The organism is Methylocaldum sp. GT1BB (assembly GCF_051027545.1).
GTDB lineage: Bacteria > Pseudomonadota > Gammaproteobacteria > Methylococcales > Methylococcaceae > Methylocaldum.
The window spans coordinates 2,850,462-2,867,731 of sequence record NZ_CP194902.1 but is presented as its reverse complement, the minus strand read 5'-3'; the positions used below and the strand labels follow the sequence as shown (position 1 = coordinate 2,867,731).

The following is a 17,270-nucleotide window of genomic DNA, read 5'->3' as shown; positions in this document are numbered from 1 at the left end:
GCGTATGCCTTCTACAGAATCCCGGCCACCTGCCCTCTGGCTTGGTCGGATCGAAGCTCCTCTTCTAAGCAGCCCACGACGCAGCCGTTCGGAAACTCGACCAGGTACACGGGAATTTTCGCTTCCTCGTGGAACCCCACCTGCACGATCTCGCCTTCGCTGCCCGCTGCCACCAGCAAGGCTCCCGGCTCGCGATCAGGATAAGTGCCGTCGTTGAAGAGATCCGTTTCCGCCCAGACCTTCTGTCCCCATTGATAAATCGGTGTGCGTGGCTCGATCATGCCGTCTCCCCTCCTTCGGGAACCGGAACGGTTTTCGGGGGCGGCGGATTGTCCAGGGATTCGATTTCGCGGCCCTTCATGCCCACCGCGTAACCCCGTTCCGGAAAATCCACGGCGTAGATGTAAAACTGTTGAAGGAAGGTGTTGATGCTCTTGATGTATCCCACCTCACCTTTCTTGACCAGGACCTCGCCGATATCGCGGCCGTTAAACGTGCCGTCGTTCCGGACCACCTTTTTCGACTTCACCTTTTCGCCGAACTTGAAGCGCGGCGGATCGTTCAATTCGTTGACATCGCTGTCGCGTACAATAGTGGTAGCCATATCGCTCCTCGATGAGTGATTGTGGTTTAACAAGCTTCCGGTAGAACATCGGCATCGTGCCGCCCGGCGAGGCGCTGCTCGACCAAGTCCCGCACCGTGGCGTCGGAATCGCCGCGCATCGGCGCGAGCTCGGCGAGATCCAGTCGGCTGGCGACCTCGTAGCGCACGCGCCAGTCGGGGTCGTGCCGATAATGTTTCAGTTGACCGGCATCCATGCGTCTAATCGCTTCCAGCCGCACGTCCAGTTCCGGGTCTTTCGCCATCGTGTGCAGCCATTCGGCGCCTGCGCGCCGCGCCACGACCTTGCGCACTTCCCGATCCGGATCGTGCAGCATCCGAACCAGCATGCTCGGCGGAAGACGCCGGGCTACGATCTGCCTGACGTAGTAGTCGGGATCGTCGATCATCGAGGCGAGATCACTAAGCTCCAGGCGTTCCGCCACCCGGATGCGCACCTCCCGATGCGGGTCCCGGCCGAGCGCCTTCAGATGCCGGGAGCGAAGCGGCAGGCGCTGCGCTACGCTCTGCCGCACGGTTTCGTCCGGGTCCGCGATCAGGCGCGGCAACTGAAACACCTCCACGTATTTCGCCGCCACGGCCCGCGTCTCGAAATACGGGTGCTCCAGATACTCCTTGGCGAGATGCGGATTCCACCGGAAGAACCGGTCGATACGGCGGGCGTAACGGTCATGCACGCAAGCATGGCCCAATCGGCACCGCCCATTCGCCGATTCCGCAAGGCGCTCGCATCCGGAGCAGTCCAGCAGATTGCCGTGCCAGTCGCGGGCTTCGTCGATTTCAGTCGTCGTCCCCATTGGCTTGCCTCTCAAGGACATCCAGCAGCACCTTGCCGCCGAGCTTGTCGCCCGGGTCGAGTTCGACCAGTTTCTCGACGGCGGCCCGCCCTTCGTCGAGCCGCCCCAATCGCAGATTCAGATAACCGTAACCCTTGAGGGTAAACAGGAAGAATCGGGGCAGAATCGCGTCAAAGCTGCCGAAATCGGCGTCCGTCGCTTTCGCTGCACGCCAGTCTTCCGGCAAGCCGTTGTCGAGAGCGGCTTTCTTCAGACAGTCGCGGGCAACGTCCAGGGCCTCCTGCAACCGGTTCTTGTAAAAATAGAACCGGTACAGGCCGATATACACGGCGGCGTGGCCAGGTGCCGCCTGCCAGGCGGCTTGCAGGTGCGCAAGCGCTTCCTCGTCCCGGTGGTAGCTAAGCCCGGCCTGGCGCAGATGCCGCTCGGCCTCTTCGGGCAATCCCGAGCCCAGGCAGGCTGCCGCGGCGGCATCTATACCAAGTCCGAAGTCCGAAGCATCCGGCATGAGCGATGGCGCCTCTGAGGATTGTGCTTGCGCGAAACTGTTCTGCATGTCGGCGCAACCGTCCGTCAATGACTGCTCTTGACCTGGATGGAGGACACCGACACCGTCGCTGCGCCCGCCGAACTGCTGCTGCTACAAGTGCCGCAACCCGTCGAATTGGGGTTGTGGAACACGAATCCGCTGGACGTCGGCGTCTCGGAAAAGTCGATGGTGACGCCCTCCAGCAGCAAACGGCTTTCCGCCGGCAGGAACAGTTTGAGGCCGTTAACTACGACCACGGCGTCGCCCGCCTTGGGCTCGGCTTCCACGCTGAATTCCGATGCCAGGCCGGAGCAGCCGCCGGGGCTCACCGACAGGCGAAACCCAGCGTCTTCACCGACGCCGCCGAAGCGCACCATGCGCCGGATGAACTTTTCCGCAGTCGGGGTAATAGTCAGATCCATGGTATCCACCTAGGCCGCTTGGTAACGGGGATAGTTGTCGTCGATGATGCAAGTGTCGTCGATGGGGCAGACGGCGACGCATTGCGCTTCGTCGTGATGCCCGATGCACTCGGTGCACTTGGCGGGGTCGATGACGAAAAGACCGTCCTTCGTCTCGGAAATCGCCTGGTTCGGGCATTCGGGCTCGCAAGCGGAACAACCGGTGCAGTTGTCTTTCACGATCTTGTAGGCCATGTGTTTACTCCTCTGTCAGTGGTGGGGCCGCCTTCCGGGACTAGCCGTCCCGAAAGGCGGGTGAATACCGGAAAACGGTAGCTCTAAGCCGCTTCCGCGGAGGTCAGCGCACCCTGGCGGATTTGCGCGTCGCCGCGTTCCACGTGCTCGATTTCGCCGCTTTTCACCTTGTCCAAATAATCCTTGAAGTAGGCGATCGCGGATTGCTCGATGAACTCGCCCGCGAATTGATCGACGGGATCGATGCCGGCCGCCTTCAGATCGTTCTTCGGACAGCCGCCGATCTTGGCCACGAATACCGCGTGGCAGTCGTTGATGGCGCGGATGATGGTCGCGAGAGAATCTTCCTCGCCATAGCCGCCCTGGCAGTAAAGATCGACCCGGCGGTGGCCGACGAATTTGGCGCCCGCGGTCGAGAGCTCGTAGACCTGGAACTCCTTGGCGTGTCCGAAATGCTCGTTGACCTTGCCGCCACCCTTGGTGGCCACGGCGATGAGCATCTTGATGTCGGAATGCTCGCCCGCCAGGGATTCCATCTCGGCTTTCTTGGCCGCGACCACCGCGTCACGCTCCTTCTCCACCGCCGCCTGATAGGCCTTGCGGGATTCGAGGTCATAACTGACTTCCATTTCCATGATCTTGTCGGTGGTGAACTCGGCGCTGCGGTCCTCGCCCAGCAGCCCCACCGCGTCGGCCCGGCACTGGCGGCAGTGGCGCATCATGTTCATCTCGCCCTCGCAGCTGTCCTGCAGCGCCTTGAGCTCCTGGGCCGTGGGGCCGCGCTGACCGGTCAGGCCGAACACCGTGCCGTGCTCGGGCGCCGAGATGAGCGGCATGATGTTGTGCAGGAACGCGCCGCGCGATTTGACGGCTTTGTTGACTTCGACCAGGTGCTGGTCATTGATCCCAGGGATCATCACCGAATTGATCTTGGACAGGATGCCGCGCTCGGTCAGCATCTCGAGCCCTTGCAATTGCCGATCGGTCAGGATCTTGGCCGCTTCGACGCCGTGATAGCGCTTTTTCTTGTAGTAGATCCAGGGATAGATCTTGGCCCCGACTTCCGGGTCGATCATGTTGATGGTGATGGTGACGTGATCGATGTTGTACTTGGAAAGCTGCTCCACGTGGTCGGGCAGCGCCAGGCCGTTGGTGGACACGCACAGCTTGATGTCCGGCGCCGTTTTGGCTATCAGTTCGAAGGTTTTGAAGGTCTTTTCCGGATTGGCGAGAGGATCGCCGGGACCGGCGATGCCGAGCACGGTCATCTGGGGAATGGTGGACGCCACCGCCAGAACCTTCTTCGCGGCCTGTTCCGGAGTGAGTTTCTCGCTCACCACGCCCGGACGGCTTTCATTGGCGCAATCGTATTTTCGATTGCAGTAATTGCATTGGATATTGCAGGCCGGAGCCACCGCCACGTGCATGCGCGCGTAATGGTGGTGGGCCTCCTCGCTGTAACAGGGATGGTTTTTGACCTTCTCCCAGATTTCGGGCGGCAGGTCGTTTTCGCCCGCACCGGAACCGCAACTGGCTTTCCCGGATCCTCCCGAGGTCCCGCAGCCTTTATGCTCGGCGACCTTTTGCATGATTTCGTCTACGTCCGCTCCGGCGTGCGTGTCGACGCCCTCGGCACCCGATTGATGCTGCACTGTCTGCATGGCTTGCTCCTGTCTGTCTATTCGCGCTGTTCCGTCTCAGTGCGGGCATAGCGGCACTTCCTCATCGTGCGGCTTGACCGTCAGAGCCGAAACATCCGTTGAACCTAGTACCGATGGTTTACAGTGCAATCCGCGTACCATTCATATATGCCTTTATATTCAAGTGGATAGATTCATGCCAGCCGGTATGGGAATGTCCGGACAAATACAAAGCAGCCAACATTCATGGGAATTTGTTTAAAAGCGGACAAAAAAAAGGCGGTCAACGACCGCCCGAGTTCGCCTTTCGCATGCGATAGCGTTTACATCATCGACTGCTCGTAATTCTGGATGCCGATCTTGGCGATCAGACCCAATTGCGTTTCCAGCCAGTCGACATGTTCTTCCTCGCTTTCGAGAATGTGTTCGAGGAGTTCACGGCTCACGTAATCGTTGACCTGCTCGCAATAGGCGATGGCCTCGCGCAACAGCGGAATGGCGTCCATTTCCAGGGCCAAGTCGCATTCCAGCATTTCCACGGTATGCTCGCCGACCTTGAGCTTGCCCAAATCCTGGAGGTTCGGCAGGCCTTCGAGGAATAGCACGCGTTCGATCACCTGATCGGCATGCTTCATCTCGTCGATGGATTCGTGGTACTCCTTCTCGTTGAGTTTATGCAGCCCCCAGTTCTTGAACATCCGCGCGTGCAGGAAATACTGGTTGATCGCGGTCAATTCGTTGGTGAGGACTTTGTTGAGATATTCGATAACCTTGCTGTCGCCTTTCACGGGGAAAGTTCTCCGTTTGTATTGTTATTGAAAAAGTAGCCCAAGCGCGGCGCGCTCAATCGTCATCGTCGTCATCGCTTGCGGTGCGGCGACGCTTGACGGTTTTCGGGTCGGCCGTGATGGGACGGTAAATTTCGATGCGGTCTCCATCGTTGATCGGACTGTCCAGCTTCACCAGCTTGCCGAATATACCGACCTTTTGCCTGGTCAGATCGATTTCCGGGAAGCACTCCAAGATGCCCGAGCGGCGGATCGCTTCTTCCACCACGCTGTTGTCCGGGACCTCCAGCCGCATCCATACCTGGCGATCCGCTTCCGCGTAACATACACCGACGTGCATATCTCTTCACCCAATTAGACGTTTTCGGCCAAAGGCTGTTCGATCGCCGCGTTTCGCAGCGGCCTGCGCGCCAAACGCTTATCCAGCAATCTTTTTCCGGCAAGAATAAAACCCAGCATCAGGAAACCGCCCGGCGGCAAGGCCATCAGCAGGAATCCGCGATACTCCGGGATCAGCGTGGTTTCCAGCCAGGCGAACCCCTGCCCCAACAGCAGGGAAGCATTGGCGAACAGCGTTCCCGAGCCGCTGACTTCCCGAGCCGCGCCCAGGACGACCAGAGCCAGCGTAAACCCAAGCCCCATCATGAGCCCGTCGAACAGGGCGTAAACCGGCGGCTTGCGCGAAGCGTACGCTTCCGCCCGGCCGAGAATGGCGCAGTTGGTCACGATCAGCGGAATAAAAAGCCCCAGCACCTTGTGCAATTCGTGCAGCCAGGCGTTCATCAGCATGTCCACCAGGGTGACGACCATGGCGATCAGCGCCACGAAGACGGGAATTCGGATTTCCGACGGTATGAGCAGCCGGCCGTAAGAAATCAACAGATTGCATACCATCAGGACGGCGGTCGTGGCGAGCCCCATGCCGAGCCCGTTGGTGGTCGTGCCGGTGACCGCCAGGAGCGGGCACAAAGCGATGCTCTGGCTGAAGACGATGTTGTTGCTCCACAAACCTTCTTTGGCGATTCTGCTCAAGGATTCGGACATGACGGCTTTCCTCCGCGGAGCGTTTTCTGCTTTGGTGTAGTGCCCGCGGTAGCGGGTGCTACACGTCTTCTTGGTCCCGTTCGAGCGCCCCCGAGCATTGGAGCCCGGCACCGGAAGTGTCCGCAGGAGCACGCGACGGATCGCGTGCGGCGACCGAGGTACACGGACGTACCTTCGGTCGCCCCCGGTACCGGGCGAAACGCGCAGGACCAGGGCGCTCGCCGGGTGGCCTTTTCTTTGGATACTTTCTTTTGGCCAAGCAAAAGACCAATTCGCCGGGAGTGAATTGGGACAGCCGAAGGCTGGCCCGGAGGGCGAACGCCAGGGATGGCGATCGCAGCGTATCCCGCGTGCGGGGCGGCTCCCCGCTCTAAAACAATCGCCGCGATCAGCGGCACCTTGGCAGAGTTTTCGGACATTTAATCCACCATACGAAAACAAAAAATGCGCTATTCGGTTGCCGCTAAAAGCTCCTGGCGGTGGCGCTCGAAAAATTTGAGCCCGCCTTCGACGCCCTTGACCACCGCCCGCGGCGTAATGGTGGCGCCGGCGAATTGGTCGAAGTCGCCGCCGTCCTTTTTGACCCGCCAGCCTTGCGGGGACGTATTGCTCAGGGATCGGCCGTTAAACCCCAGAATCCAGCCGGACTTGGAGGTTTCGACCTTATCGCCCAAGCCCGGCGTCTCGGCATGCGAGATAACCCGAACGCCCAGGATTTTTCCGTCGCGGTCCACGCCCACCATCAGGGTAAGGTCGCCGGCATAGCCGCCGGTAGCCAGCATCTTGAACGCCACGGCGCTGACTTCGCCGCCTTTCTTGGCGACGAAAACCTCGGTTTGATCAAGGCCGGTCCCTTCTCCCGCCGACGGAATCACCCGCAGGCTTGCAAGCACGTCGTTATCGTAAAGCGCTTCCGGCAGCACCTGTCCCAGCGTCGCCCGGAGATCTTCGGCCTGGCGCTCCGCGATCGCCTCTTTGGTGACCAGATCGCCTATCCCTAAGAGCAGACTGGCAGCCAGGGCGCAAACGGCCAGCAAATAAGTCTGATAGTCCAAACGCTGCCGAAGCGCATCCAGATCATCGAAGTTTCGGCGCAGTCTTTGCCATCGCAGGAGTGCAAATTGCAGAAGCGCCTCTTTATTCAAGGCGATCATTCTTTACCCTCCGGCAATTTCAAGGGCTTGCCCTTGTAATCGCGCCCGTAGATGCGGGGCCGGACGTAATAGTCGATCACCGGCGTCAGCGCGTTCATCAACAGCACGGCGAAGCCCACGCCCTCGGGAAACCCGCCCCAAGTGCGGATGACGAAGATCAAGAGTCCGCAGCCGGCACCGAAAATCAGCTGCCCTTTTGGGCTGCCGGGCGAGGTGACGTAATCGGTTGCGATAAAGAACGCGGCCAGCATCACGCCGCCGGCTCCGAGGTGCCACAGCGGACCGAGATAACGATCGCTGTCGATGAGGTGGAAGATGGTTGCGAGGCCGGCAACGGTGGCCAGCAAGGCTACCGGGATATGCCAGGTGATGATCCGCTTCCAAAGCAGCCATACGCCGCCGACCGCCACCAGCAGGGCCGAGGTTTCGCCAAGGCTGCCGGGAATCCAGCCCAGCCATGCTCCGGCCAGGCCGAACTGTCCGTTCGCAAACGCCTCGACTAGCGTTTTGCCTTGAGACAATTCGGTCTTGGCATGGCCTATGACGGTCGCACTGGCGAAACCATCGATGCCGGCACCGCCAAAGGTGATTCCCAATGCCTGGAGCAGGCCGGGGGCCTGCCCGGAGAATAGAGGCGCCGGCTGGGCCCAGGTCGTCATTTCCAGGGGAAACGACACCAGCAGGGCGACACGCGCGAGCATCGCCGGATTGAACAGATTTTGGCCGATGCCGCCGTAGATCTGCTTGCCGACGATGATGGCGAGACCCGCTCCGGTCACGCCTATCCACCAGGGCGCCCAGGGAGGAAGGCTCAAAGCCAGCAACCACCCGGTCAACAGTGCGGAACCGTCCAACAAAAAAAGCGAAGCCGGTTTGCCTGCCAACTTCAGGCAAACGGCTTCGAACAGCACCGCTGACAAGACAGTCGTCAAAAATAGATAAAGGGCCGGCCAGCCGAATAGAAACAGGCCGAAAGCGGTAGCCGGCACCAGCGCCAATACCACCTGCGCCATGATGGCTTGCACCGGATGGTCGGCGCCGGTTAACGGAGCGACGGGCAGGTATACCTTGCTCATGACGCATCCTCCTTGGCGGAAGCCTGCGCCTTGCGCGCCGCAGCCGCTTGTTTGGCCCTTTCCAGCCGCAGCCGCTTCTCCTCGGCCAGGCGATTGGTCTGCTCGGTTTTCTGCTGCGCCTGTTGGCGCGCCATCAATTCCCCGCTCGCATATTTGAAGTAATGCACCAGGGGAATTCGCGACGGACAGACATAGGAACATGAACTACAGCTGATGCAGTCCCTAAGCCCGAAACTCACTGCGGCGTCCAGCTGGCCGGCGCGGATGCGGGTCATCATTTCCAGCGGCAGCAATCCGACCGGACAAGCCGAGACGCAGCGCCCGCAGCGGATGCAGGGCCTGGCGTCCGCAGCCTGGATTTCTTCGGGCGTCAGCGCCAGGATGCCGCTGGTGCGCTTGACCAAGGGCACTTGAACGTGAGGCAGATGATCGCCCATCATCGGCCCGCCCATCACGTAGCGGGCCGTCCGTTCGGGCTTGTGCCCGCAGAAGGCGAGCAGCTCGGACAACAGCGTACCGAACGGCGCCTCCACGTTGCGCGGCGACTCCACCGCTTCTCCACTCACCGTAACCACCCGGCTGATCAGCGGCCGTCCGTAACGAACGGCCCGTTGCACGGCATAAGCGGTCGCGACGTTGTGCAGCAGCACGCCCACGTCGGTGGGACGCCCCCCCGCGGGCACTTCCTTGCCGGTCAGATGGGTGACGAGATTCTTTTCCCAGCCCATGGGATACAGGGACGGCACCTGAACGACCTCGATGCGGCCGTGTTTTTTCGCCGCATCGAGCATGGCGGCATACGCTTCCGGCTTGTTGTCCTCGATCGCGATCAGGGCGGTCGGGCATTGCAACCCGTGCAGCATGATCCGGACGCCCTCGACGATCTCCGCCGCGCGCTCCCGCATCAGCCGATCGTCGCAGGTCAGATACGGTTCGCACTCGCCGCCGTTGATGATGAGCGTGTTGATCCGGGTCCGCCATCCGAGGTTCAGCTTCATCGCCGACGGGAAGGCGGCTCCTCCCAGGCCGACGATGCCGGCCTGGTCGACGCGGGCGCAGAGTTCCTCGGGTGTCAGACTGAACGGATCGGCTTCGCCAGTCCCCTCGATCCAGCGATCCTCCCCGTCCGGTTCGAGAACGACGGTCGGGGTCGGGAGTCCCGAAGGATGCGGCGCCGGATATTCTTCGATGCCGGCCACGGTTCCGGAAGTCGAGGCATGCACCGAGGCCGAGACTGCACCCCGGCTCGCCGCGAGCAATTGCCCTTTCAGCACCTTGTCGCCCGCCCGGACCACCGGTTCCGCAGGTTGCCCCAAGTGTTGCTGCAGCGGCAGGTAAAGCCGTTCCGGCAAAGGGAAATCGGTGACTATGGGTTTATCGGCGGTCGATTCCTTGCGCGGTTCCGGATGGACACCGCCCCGGATTTTGCTGCGTCGGCGCCATAGCGCATTGATGTCCAGTACGACCATTTTCAGGCTCCCGCGGCAGCGAGATCGGGTTTGGCCCAGCGCCAGTTACGCAAGGTGGTTTTGATGGGCTGCATCCCGAGACATTCGGTCGGGCAGACCTCCACGCACTTTCCGCAGGCGATGCAGGCATCGGCGACCACGGCATGAATCTGCTTGGGCGCTCCCACGATGGCGTCCGTAGGACACACCTTGAAGCAGCGGGTGCAGCCGATGCAGGTCGCTTCGCTGACTCTCGCCACCATGGGAACCTGGTCTTCCACGCCGGCCAGATCGATGTCCAGCGAGAGCTTGCTCGCCAACTGTTCGGCCAAGGCCTTTCCGCCGGGCGGGCACAGGGTGGCGGACGCCTTGCCGGCCACCAGGGCTTCCGCCGCCGGCCGGCAGCCGGGATAACCGCATTGGCCGCATTGCGAGCCCGGCATCATCTTTTCGATCTCGTCGACCAGCGGGTTGTCTTCGACCTTGAAGTAGCGAGCGGCGGCGCCCAGCATGAAGCCCAGAGCAAGTCCTAAAGCGGTAAGGCTGAGTACGGCGAATAGGATGTACATAAGCTGGCCTAATGTGTGTTGAGTCCTGCGAATCCCATGAATGCCAGGGACAGAATCCCGGCGGAGATGAAAGCGATCGGAACGCCGGCGAAAGCTTCCGGAACGCTCATGAGGGCCAGTCGCTCCCGAATGCCGGCGAAAATGACCATGACCAGGGTGAATCCCAGGGCGGAACCGAATCCGAATAGGGCGCTGTGCAGGAAATCGTATTCCTGCTGGATGTTCAGAAGGGCCACTCCCAGCACGGCGCAGTTGGTCGTGATGAGCGGCAGAAAAATGCCGAGGACTTGATAAAGTACCGGGCTGGTCTTGCGAACGACCATTTCGGTGAACTGAACCACGGCGGCGATGACCAGGATGAACGACAGAATCCTGAGGAAGCCGATGTCGAGGGGGGCCAGCAGGTAGTGCTCCAGGAGCCAACTGGCCACGGCGGTCAGCGTGAGCACGAAGGTGGTCGCCAAACCCATGCCGAGCGCCGAATCCAGCTTCTTCGACACGCCCATGAAGGGACACAGCCCCAGGAACTTGACCAGCACCACGTTGTTGACCAACGCAGTCCCCAGCAAAAGCATCAAGTAATCGCGCATCGTGTTCTCGCCTCCGCCGATTGCCGTATTCGTCAGTCCGTATTCTCCATTCGCGCCGGCGTGCTCGCGGCGCTTTTGCTGGCCTCATGACCAGAAGCGACGAGTTCTTCCTTTCCGATCGCGCCGCAGGCATAACACTTGAACGCGACGCTGAATCCCTGCTTGCTGCAGGCATGTTCCTTGGCTTGCCGGCAGCCCACGGCTCCGCAGGCCGTGCAGCGGTAGAGCTGGCCCCTGCAGGCACTGGCATACCCGCCGATCCTTTCACCGTCGCAGATCGACATGTCGTTCTTTAATTTTTCGTAATTCGCCATAACAGTCTTCCCAAGTTAATACCGATAAAAAACCCCAAGATTCGTGAGAACGCTCTCCGCATCAGGACGGGGAGCACCCCGAAAGATCGACCTGAACCATCCCGTCTTCGATCCGCAGCGGATACTCTTCCAGCGCACAGCGCGGCGGAATCAGGCCTTGGCCGGTACGCGCGTCGAACACCCAGTTATGGAAGGTGCAAGTGATGGTCCGTCCGTTGAACCCGCCGTATTTCAAACGGGCGTTGTGATGCGGGCAGGTGCCTTGAAAGGCCTTGAGCTCCCCGCCATCCGGCCAGACCAGCAATATTTCGCGGCCTTCCACGGTAAAAGGCACCATGTCGCCTTCGCCGAGGTTTCTGTGCTTGCATAGGCTGGTGTAACTCACCGTCACCGCCTACCAGGGGACCGAGGCGTCCACCAGCTTGGCCTTGATTCCGGCCGCTTCCATGTCCGCCAGGGTTTTGTAAAAGGTGCCTTCATGGATGAGCGTGCCTTTCTGGGACAGCACCGCGACATAACGCGCCACGGTATCGACCTCGCAGCGGTAACCGCCGCCCGGCTCCTCGGTCCGACGGGCATTGCCGGCCCAATCCACGAAAAAACCCGATGCAACCGTCATGCTCTCTTCTCTCCTCTGCTTCAAGTAGCCAAGGCCATCCGCAGCACCCGTGCGAAATGCACGCTCTCGCGTTGTGCGCCGTCGCGAATCTGATGACGGCAACTGGTACCGTTGGCGATCAATAAGGTATCGGTATCGGCTTCCCGCACTTTCGGCAACAGCGCGAGCTCGGCCATCCGCATGGACACTTCGTAGTGTTCGGCCTCCAGCCCGAAGGCGCCGGCCATCCCGCAGCAGCTCGACTCGATGAACTCGACCTGGAGTTCCGGCACCAGACCCAAGACTTTCCGCATCGCTTTCAATGCGCCAAAGGCCTTTTGGTGGCAATGTCCGTGTACCATCGCCCGCGCGCCGGGCACGGATTTGAACGCCAGCTTGAGGCGCTTGGCGTCGTGTTCGCGGGCCAAAAACTCTTCCAAGAGGACCGCCGCCTTGGCGATCTTGTCGACCTTTTCCCCCAATCCGAGGCTGTAATACTCGTCGCGCAGCATGAGGAGACAGGACGGCTCCAGTCCGACAACCGGGAGCCCGCTCTCCACATAAGGCCACAGCGTTTCGACCATGCGCCGGGCCTCTGCCCGTGTTTCCGCGATCAAGCCGTGAGAAAGAAAAGTGCGCCCGCAGCATAGAGGCCGTTCTCCGGCCGGCGGCCTCGCGATGTGTATCCGATAGCCTCCCGCCAGCAGTACTTCCAGCGCGGCCTCCGCGGTTTCGGTATCGAAATGGTTGGAGAAGGTATCCACTAGCAGGACGATTTCGCGGCCGTCCGGAGCACCGATGCCTTCTCTCGGTGCAGAAGCAAGAAAACTCCGGGCTGCGCCACGCGGCAGCGAACGCTTGGCGGCGATACCAAACACGCGTTCGACCCATCGCGCCAAAAAGGGGAAGCGTTCACGGAAAGAAATCAGCGGATTCAGCGCCGCGAGCCGGTGGGCGAAACGCGGCAGATGGGCGAAGAGACGCTCGCGTAACGGCGCTCCGCCGAGCGCTGCCCAGCGCTGAGCGAGCGTTTCGACGCGAAGCAGCGCCATGTCCACGCCGTTCGGGCACTCGCGCTTGCAGCCTTTGCAGCCCACGCACAAATCCATTGCCTCGGCGAGTTCCGGACCGACAAAAGGCTTAACGCCGTACTCGCCGTTCAAGGCAGCCTTGAGCGTGGCAGCCCGGTGCTGAGTCGAGTGTGCGACATCCTGAGTGGCGCGAAAGCTCGGGCACATCACGCCCTTTTCGGTGCGCTGGCACTGTCGGTTGCCGATACAGACGGCCGCGGCCTTGCCGAAGGCGCCGCCCGCGGCAGGTACCGCCGCGTAGGCGTCGCCAGCACCGTAGCTGTCATAGGCCGACCAGTCGAGTTGGGTATCCATCGCGCTCAATGAGAATAAAAAGCCGTCGCCAAGCATCAAGCAATAACGATGCCCATTCTCAATATAGACGCACAATACTGTTTTATAAGGATGTTTTTGAAATCGCCAGCGCCTGATTCGATTTTTCGCTATGTCAGGTTCGTGACAAAACCCTGTCTCCGTATTCCTCTTGTCGCGACCCCGAGGCGCATTTCCGACAAAACGGGGTTCATCGAAATTCGGAAGCCCCCGCCGCTATTTACAAATCGCGAGCTCGCTATTTCCTTTACTAAATAGCGTAAGAATGTAGAATCGGGCGCGTTCGGGGCTTGCATCGCACTCGACAGGCTGCCGAATCTGCACAACTTTCCTGTTCGATGGGGGTTCGCCATGACCATTCAGTGGAACGCCGATCTGCCGGACGACTATCACCGGCAAGCCATAGCGCCCGTGAGTTTCGAGCGCCACGTGGATACCTTCGCTCATGCCTGCAAGGAGCTAGGATTCGATGATGCCGGAGAACGATGCTTCTATCGGCATGAATTCACGCTGACCGAGGACCGCTTCGACGCGGAGGAATTTCCCGTCGAGGTCGGCGTTTACTGGGAAAGGGTCATCGCCTGGCGGCTCGTCAGCGGACTATGGCTTAAGCTGAAAATCTGGGCCGATCGCCTCGACCGATGCCCCCGCCGCTTCGTTACGCAAGCGCCGGAGCTCGTCGAGGAAGCGGAGATCGAGCGTTAGCGCCTTTTCACTTCGAACAGGTTTCGATTCCTGGGTCATCGCGAACGATGCGGTTCATGCCTCACCGCATCCTACGGACTCAAGGCGGGCGGCCAACTGGGAAAGGCTCTAAAGCTTCTTGATCTCGATGTTGTATTTCTGAAGAGCGTAGTGCATCTGCCGCGTCGTCATCCCGAGCAGCCGCGCGGCCTTGGCCTGCACCCACCCGCACTCCTCCATCGCCCAGATCAGCCTTTCGCGCGTCGATTTGAATTCCGGCACTCCTCTTCCCGCTTGCGAATCGTGATCGGGTTCGGCTGCGGCGGGAGCTTCCGCGGAAACGGCCGGAACCGGGCTCGACATTTGCGAGATCGGCCTCAGCGCCAGCGAAAAACACATGTTTTTCTGGCATGGCAGATTGATGTCGCGAATCGTTTTGCCGCGGGACATGGCCGCAGTCCGCTCCACGCAGTTTTCCAGCTCGCGGACGTTGCCGGGCCAATAGCATTCCGCCAGGATCTGTTTCGCCTCCGGCGACAGCATGAGCTGGCGCTGATTGGCGTGGTTGAAGCGTTCCAGGAAATGATCGGCCAATGGAAAGATGTCTTCGCGCCGTTCGCGCAGCGCCGGCAGGAGAATGGATATCACATTGATCCGAAAATAAAGGTCGGCCCGGAATTCGCCCTTGAGCACCGCATCCTCGAGATTGCGGTTGGTGGCCACGATCAGCCGTACGTCGACCTGTATCGGTTTATTGCCGCCCACCCGTTCGAATTCCCGTTCCTGCAGCACGCGCAGAAGCTTGACCTGGAAATTGGGAGATACGTCGCCGATTTCGTCGAGAAACAGCGTTCCGCCGTGGGCCAGCTCGAAGCGGCCTTTTCGCTCCTGCGTCGCGCCGGTGAAAGATCCTTTCTCGTGGCCGAACAACTCGGATTCCAGCAGGGTCTCGGACAAGGCGGCGCAATTGACCCGCACGAAAGGCCCGTCTTTGCGCGCGCTCAGATGGTGAATCGCGTGCGCGATCATCTCCTTGCCGGTCCCGGTTTCGCCGCGCAGCAGCACCGTGGAATGAACCGAGGCCGCCCGTTCCACATCGGCGAACACCTCTTGCATGCGCTGGCTCTGGCCGATGACGTTGACCAGCCCTCGAACGGGCTGGGCCGCCTTTTGCAAGCGGTGCTGCTCTATGATCCGCTGTTCGCGTTCCGCAGCCACGAGTTGGTGGAGCCTGATCGCCTGGCCGACCAGATTGGCCACCATCTTGAGCAAACGGACGTCGTGCTCCAGATGCCCATGGTAGGTCGTCATGTCGCGGTCGGCGCTGAGGACGCCTATCGTGTCCCCCATGGCCTTGATCGGAATGCCTATGAACGCGATCCTTTGCCCGCTCGAAAGATCGCGCGAGCCCGTCCTGTTCAGAAACTGCGGCTCTTCGGCGATATTGCGGACGACGATGGGAACGCCTGTTTTGATGATCTTGCCGACGATTCCTTCGCCCTTCCGGAATTGTCCTCGCTCGATTTCATCGCGAGACAAACCCGCCGCCCCAATAACATGCACGTCGGCGTTGTCCTGCACCAAGCTGATCATGCAGCGCAGCATGTGCATGTGCGATGAAAGAACGTTGAGCGCCTCCCGGAGGGTTTTATGGAGATCCAGGGAGGAGCTGAGAATCTTGCTGATCTCGTAAATCGTGATCAGCTCCAAATTCCTTTGCTTTTCCAATGGGTTAGCTGCTTCTCTTGCTGACATAGCCGGCCTCGTACGGTGGGGTTAGCCCGCAATTCCCTGATATGCTCGAATGCAGCTCTGATGAGCCTCCGCTGGCAACTTCAGAACTCGATTAATGGGATGAAGCAGGTTTTATGCCCGGTTTCGGCTTTGGAAATGGACCTCGGCCGCTCGGTTACGATCCGGAACGGCTGCCTTGGTCATAGGTAGCCCCGAAGGGCAATGCCGGTCGCTATCGGACCGGCGGGACTGGTTCGATCAAGCTACGGAAAATGCGGCATGGGACACGTCGATAAACGGTTCAACATTGACGGAGATTTGCTGTATTCGAGGTCGGAGTTCGTCCCATCCTCATCACGTCGGGCGAGCCAGGCTCAGAGCCGCCCACCTCTTATATTGCCGACGTTTCGCAATGCGTATAAACGGTCATTTTCAGGGGGAGTCATCGCGGCAACCAGATTTTCCAGCGACTCGATGCGAGCCTTCATGTCGGCCATGGTCTGATTCACGACATCCGGGATGTGGTGATGATCGAGATCGATCCGCTGCGGATTCATGGTAACGCCTTCCTTGGGCTGCACGATCCTCCCTGGAATGCCGACCACGGTCCGGTTTGCCGGCACGTCCTTGACGACGACCGAATTGGCGCCTACGCGCACATTGTCGCCAAGGGTAATCGGCCCGAGAATCTTGGCGCCGGCGCCGACCAGAACGCCGTCGCCTAGAGTCGGGTGGCGCTTGCCTTTGTTCCAGCTCGTACCTCCCAGCGTGACGCCATGGTAAAGCGTGACGTCATCGCCGATTTCCGCCGTTTCGCCTATGACCACCCCGGCTCCGTGATCGATGAAAAAGCGGCGGCCGATGGTCGCTCCGGGATGAATGTCGATATTGGTCCAAAGCCGCGTCAAGAACGCCAGCAAGCGCGCCCCGTAAAAAAATCCGCGTTGCCACAGACGATGGGCCACGCGGTGTATGAGAACGGCATGCAGGCCGGGGTAAGTCGTCAACACTTCGAAGCGAGTACGGGCGGCGGGATCGCGGCCGAAAACGCAGGCCACGTCTTCTCGCCATTCCGCGAATAGATTCTGCGCCCGGGAACCGGCGGACGGTCTTGGCGACGGGGCCGATGCGGGCCGAGCGTCCGAATCCGAGAGAGATTCAACTTTGCGGTCCAGAATCTCATAGCTCGCTTGATGTCTCATGGTCCCGCTACCTCTATCTCGCTCGTGGGCCGTTGACGGCTTGAAAAGTACTCGTGGAGAAATACCGACTGACGGTGGCCTCGGTTTGATGAATTCGCATTCGGGTACAGCCATTCGGCAATGATTTGGTTCTTCGGAAGCATGCCTCATGCCATGGCAAATCCAGACCAAAATGCCTTTAAATCAACGCTTGGCGGACTTATGCCGATCGATGCCGATAGTGGCAAACACGACAATCCGTAATTAATTGTGAGACTTCTTACAAATTCGGGTGGCGAATCCGTTCTCGTCGTCCAAACGATTCTTGGAGATTCGAGACGATCGCGGATGGGGCATAAGCTTGCCCCTTATAGTGCAGTCGTTGAGTTTTTCGTGAGGATTTGCGGTTCGCGCTGAACCACTATGGACGGCGCGGCACCATA

Annotated in this window: 22 protein-coding genes; 1 reads left to right on the top strand and 21 read right to left on the bottom strand. The window is 60.3% G+C overall.

Annotated features, from left to right (window positions below; all coding sequences use genetic code 11):
* Nucleotides 1–11: 11 nt before the first annotated feature.
* The 19 genes from ACR2TX_RS14195 to ACR2TX_RS14105 all read right to left on the bottom strand — a co-directional run bounded on the left by ACR2TX_RS14195 (nt 12) and on the right by ACR2TX_RS14105 (nt 13,210).
* On the bottom strand, nt 12–281 hold the full coding sequence (locus ACR2TX_RS14195; RefSeq protein WP_077729034.1) for a nitrogen fixation protein NifZ: 270 nt from the start codon (nt 279–281) through the stop codon (nt 12–14).
* Complete coding sequence (locus ACR2TX_RS14190; protein ID WP_077729033.1) at nt 278–604, bottom strand: nitrogen fixation protein NifZ; 327 nt, start codon at nt 602–604, stop codon at nt 278–280. The genes ACR2TX_RS14195 and ACR2TX_RS14190 overlap by 4 nt, the downstream gene beginning before the upstream one ends.
* Before the next feature lie 26 nt (nt 605–630).
* A complete protein-coding gene (locus ACR2TX_RS14185) occupies nt 631–1,419 on the bottom strand; it encodes a 4Fe4S-binding leucine-rich repeat protein (protein ID WP_434129893.1) in 789 nt (262 codons plus the stop codon).
* Complete coding sequence (locus ACR2TX_RS14180) at nt 1,403–1,927, bottom strand: tetratricopeptide repeat protein (protein WP_434132482.1); 525 nt, start codon at nt 1,925–1,927, stop codon at nt 1,403–1,405. The genes ACR2TX_RS14185 and ACR2TX_RS14180 overlap by 17 nt, the downstream gene beginning before the upstream one ends.
* Before the next feature lie 65 nt (nt 1,928–1,992).
* Nucleotides 1,993–2,370 (bottom strand): HesB/IscA family protein, encoded by a 378-nt coding sequence (locus ACR2TX_RS14175; protein ID WP_077729031.1) that lies wholly within the window; start codon nt 2,368–2,370, stop codon nt 1,993–1,995.
* Nucleotides 2,371–2,379: 9 nt separating this feature from the next.
* Entirely contained in the window at nt 2,380–2,604 is a 225-nt protein-coding gene (locus tag ACR2TX_RS14170) for a 4Fe-4S binding protein (protein WP_077729030.1), read from the bottom strand.
* A gap of 83 nt (nt 2,605–2,687) precedes the next feature.
* Entirely contained in the window at nt 2,688–4,193 is a 1,506-nt protein-coding gene (gene nifB / locus ACR2TX_RS14165; RefSeq protein ID WP_434132479.1) for a nitrogenase cofactor biosynthesis protein NifB, read from the bottom strand.
* Nucleotides 4,194–4,567: 374 nt separating this feature from the next.
* Complete coding sequence (gene bfr, locus ACR2TX_RS14160; RefSeq protein ID WP_077729029.1) at nt 4,568–5,032, bottom strand: bacterioferritin; 465 nt, start codon at nt 5,030–5,032, stop codon at nt 4,568–4,570.
* 55 nt (nt 5,033–5,087) lie between these two features.
* The gene (locus ACR2TX_RS14155; RefSeq protein ID WP_077729028.1) at nt 5,088–5,372 is read right to left on the bottom strand and encodes an RnfH family protein; all 285 of its coding nucleotides are present in this window, start codon (nt 5,370–5,372) and stop codon (nt 5,088–5,090) included.
* Between the two features lie 14 nt (nt 5,373–5,386).
* Entirely contained in the window at nt 5,387–6,076 is a 690-nt protein-coding gene (locus tag ACR2TX_RS14150) for an electron transport complex subunit E (RefSeq protein ID WP_077729027.1), read from the bottom strand.
* A gap of 449 nt (nt 6,077–6,525) precedes the next feature.
* Nucleotides 6,526–7,230, bottom strand: coding sequence for an electron transport complex subunit RsxG (gene rsxG, locus ACR2TX_RS14145; RefSeq protein WP_434129891.1), 705 nt, complete (start codon nt 7,228–7,230; stop codon nt 6,526–6,528).
* Nucleotides 7,227–8,306, bottom strand: coding sequence for an RnfABCDGE type electron transport complex subunit D (locus tag ACR2TX_RS14140; protein ID WP_434129890.1), 1,080 nt, complete (start codon nt 8,304–8,306; stop codon nt 7,227–7,229). Before ACR2TX_RS14140 ends, rsxG begins: the two co-directional genes overlap by 4 nt.
* A complete protein-coding gene (gene rsxC, locus ACR2TX_RS14135) occupies nt 8,303–9,775 on the bottom strand; it encodes an electron transport complex subunit RsxC (protein WP_434129888.1) in 1,473 nt (490 codons plus the stop codon). The genes ACR2TX_RS14140 and rsxC overlap by 4 nt, the downstream gene beginning before the upstream one ends.
* 2 nt (nt 9,776–9,777) lie before the next feature.
* Nucleotides 9,778–10,323 (bottom strand): electron transport complex subunit RsxB, encoded by a 546-nt coding sequence (gene rsxB / locus ACR2TX_RS14130; RefSeq protein WP_077729023.1) that lies wholly within the window; start codon nt 10,321–10,323, stop codon nt 9,778–9,780.
* Between the two features lie 8 nt (nt 10,324–10,331).
* Nucleotides 10,332–10,913, bottom strand: a complete 582-nt coding sequence (gene rsxA, locus ACR2TX_RS14125) for an electron transport complex subunit RsxA (protein ID WP_077729022.1) — start codon at nt 10,911–10,913, stop codon at nt 10,332–10,334.
* Nucleotides 10,914–10,945: 32 nt separating this feature from the next.
* Nucleotides 10,946–11,227, bottom strand: a complete 282-nt coding sequence (locus ACR2TX_RS14120) for a hypothetical protein (protein WP_077729021.1) — start codon at nt 11,225–11,227, stop codon at nt 10,946–10,948.
* A 61-nt stretch (nt 11,228–11,288) separates the two neighbouring features.
* Complete coding sequence (locus ACR2TX_RS14115; protein ID WP_086135501.1) at nt 11,289–11,612, bottom strand: Rieske 2Fe-2S domain-containing protein; 324 nt, start codon at nt 11,610–11,612, stop codon at nt 11,289–11,291.
* A 9-nt stretch (nt 11,613–11,621) separates the two neighbouring features.
* On the bottom strand, nt 11,622–11,846 hold the full coding sequence (locus ACR2TX_RS14110) for a hypothetical protein (RefSeq protein WP_077729020.1): 225 nt from the start codon (nt 11,844–11,846) through the stop codon (nt 11,622–11,624).
* A 20-nt stretch (nt 11,847–11,866) separates the two neighbouring features.
* A complete protein-coding gene (locus ACR2TX_RS14105; RefSeq protein WP_156879313.1) occupies nt 11,867–13,210 on the bottom strand; it encodes a 4Fe-4S dicluster domain-containing protein in 1,344 nt (447 codons plus the stop codon).
* A gap of 369 nt (nt 13,211–13,579) precedes the next feature.
* Here ACR2TX_RS14105 and ACR2TX_RS14100 point away from each other — a divergent pair, with 369 nt between their 5' ends.
* A complete protein-coding gene (locus ACR2TX_RS14100; protein ID WP_077729019.1) occupies nt 13,580–13,933 on the top strand; it encodes a hypothetical protein in 354 nt (117 codons plus the stop codon).
* A gap of 108 nt (nt 13,934–14,041) precedes the next feature.
* Here the strand turns inward: ACR2TX_RS14100 and nifA are convergent, their stop codons facing one another.
* On the bottom strand, nt 14,042–15,667 hold the full coding sequence (nifA, locus tag ACR2TX_RS14095; protein WP_086135363.1) for a nif-specific transcriptional activator NifA: 1,626 nt from the start codon (nt 15,665–15,667) through the stop codon (nt 14,042–14,044).
* Between the two features lie 353 nt (nt 15,668–16,020).
* A complete protein-coding gene (gene cysE / locus ACR2TX_RS14090) occupies nt 16,021–16,848 on the bottom strand; it encodes a serine O-acetyltransferase (RefSeq protein ID WP_086135362.1) in 828 nt (275 codons plus the stop codon).
* Nucleotides 16,849–17,270: the final 422 nt, after the last annotated feature.

Bases quoted from the DNA above. Each gene is read 5' to 3' on its own strand.
- ACR2TX_RS14195 (WP_077729034.1), bottom strand. From the start codon at position 281: ATGATCGAGCCACGCACACCGATTTATCAATGGGGACAGAAGGTCTGG.
- ACR2TX_RS14190 (WP_077729033.1), bottom strand. From the start codon at position 604: ATGGCTACCACTATTGTACGCGACAGCGATGTCAACGAATTGAACGAT.
- ACR2TX_RS14185 (WP_434129893.1), bottom strand. From the start codon at position 1,419: ATGGGGACGACGACTGAAATCGACGAAGCCCGCGACTGGCACGGCAAT.
- ACR2TX_RS14180 (WP_434132482.1), bottom strand. From the start codon at position 1,927: ATGCCGGATGCTTCGGACTTCGGACTTGGTATAGATGCCGCCGCGGCA.
- ACR2TX_RS14175 (WP_077729031.1), bottom strand. From the start codon at position 2,370: ATGGATCTGACTATTACCCCGACTGCGGAAAAGTTCATCCGGCGCATG.
- ACR2TX_RS14170 (WP_077729030.1), bottom strand. From the start codon at position 2,604: ATGGCCTACAAGATCGTGAAAGACAACTGCACCGGTTGTTCCGCTTGC.
- nifB (WP_434132479.1), bottom strand. From the start codon at position 4,193: ATGCAAAAGGTCGCCGAGCATAAAGGCTGCGGGACCTCGGGAGGATCC.
- ACR2TX_RS14155 (WP_077729028.1), bottom strand. From the start codon at position 5,372: ATGCACGTCGGTGTATGTTACGCGGAAGCGGATCGCCAGGTATGGATG.
- ACR2TX_RS14150 (WP_077729027.1), bottom strand. From the start codon at position 6,076: ATGTCCGAATCCTTGAGCAGAATCGCCAAAGAAGGTTTGTGGAGCAAC.
- rsxG (WP_434129891.1), bottom strand. From the start codon at position 7,230: ATGATCGCCTTGAATAAAGAGGCGCTTCTGCAATTTGCACTCCTGCGA.
- ACR2TX_RS14140 (WP_434129890.1), bottom strand. From the start codon at position 8,306: ATGAGCAAGGTATACCTGCCCGTCGCTCCGTTAACCGGCGCCGACCAT.
- rsxC (WP_434129888.1), bottom strand. From the start codon at position 9,775: ATGGTCGTACTGGACATCAATGCGCTATGGCGCCGACGCAGCAAAATC.
- rsxB (WP_077729023.1), bottom strand. From the start codon at position 10,323: ATGTACATCCTATTCGCCGTACTCAGCCTTACCGCTTTAGGACTTGCT.
- rsxA (WP_077729022.1), bottom strand. From the start codon at position 10,913: ATGCGCGATTACTTGATGCTTTTGCTGGGGACTGCGTTGGTCAACAAC.
- ACR2TX_RS14120 (WP_077729021.1), bottom strand. From the start codon at position 11,227: ATGGCGAATTACGAAAAATTAAAGAACGACATGTCGATCTGCGACGGT.
- ACR2TX_RS14110 (WP_077729020.1), bottom strand. From the start codon at position 11,846: ATGACGGTTGCATCGGGTTTTTTCGTGGATTGGGCCGGCAATGCCCGT.
- ACR2TX_RS14105 (WP_156879313.1), bottom strand. From the start codon at position 13,210: ATGGATACCCAACTCGACTGGTCGGCCTATGACAGCTACGGTGCTGGC.
- ACR2TX_RS14100 (WP_077729019.1), top strand. From the start codon at position 13,580: ATGACCATTCAGTGGAACGCCGATCTGCCGGACGACTATCACCGGCAA.
- nifA (WP_086135363.1), bottom strand. From the start codon at position 15,667: ATGTCAGCAAGAGAAGCAGCTAACCCATTGGAAAAGCAAAGGAATTTG.
- cysE (WP_086135362.1), bottom strand. From the start codon at position 16,848: ATGAGACATCAAGCGAGCTATGAGATTCTGGACCGCAAAGTTGAATCT.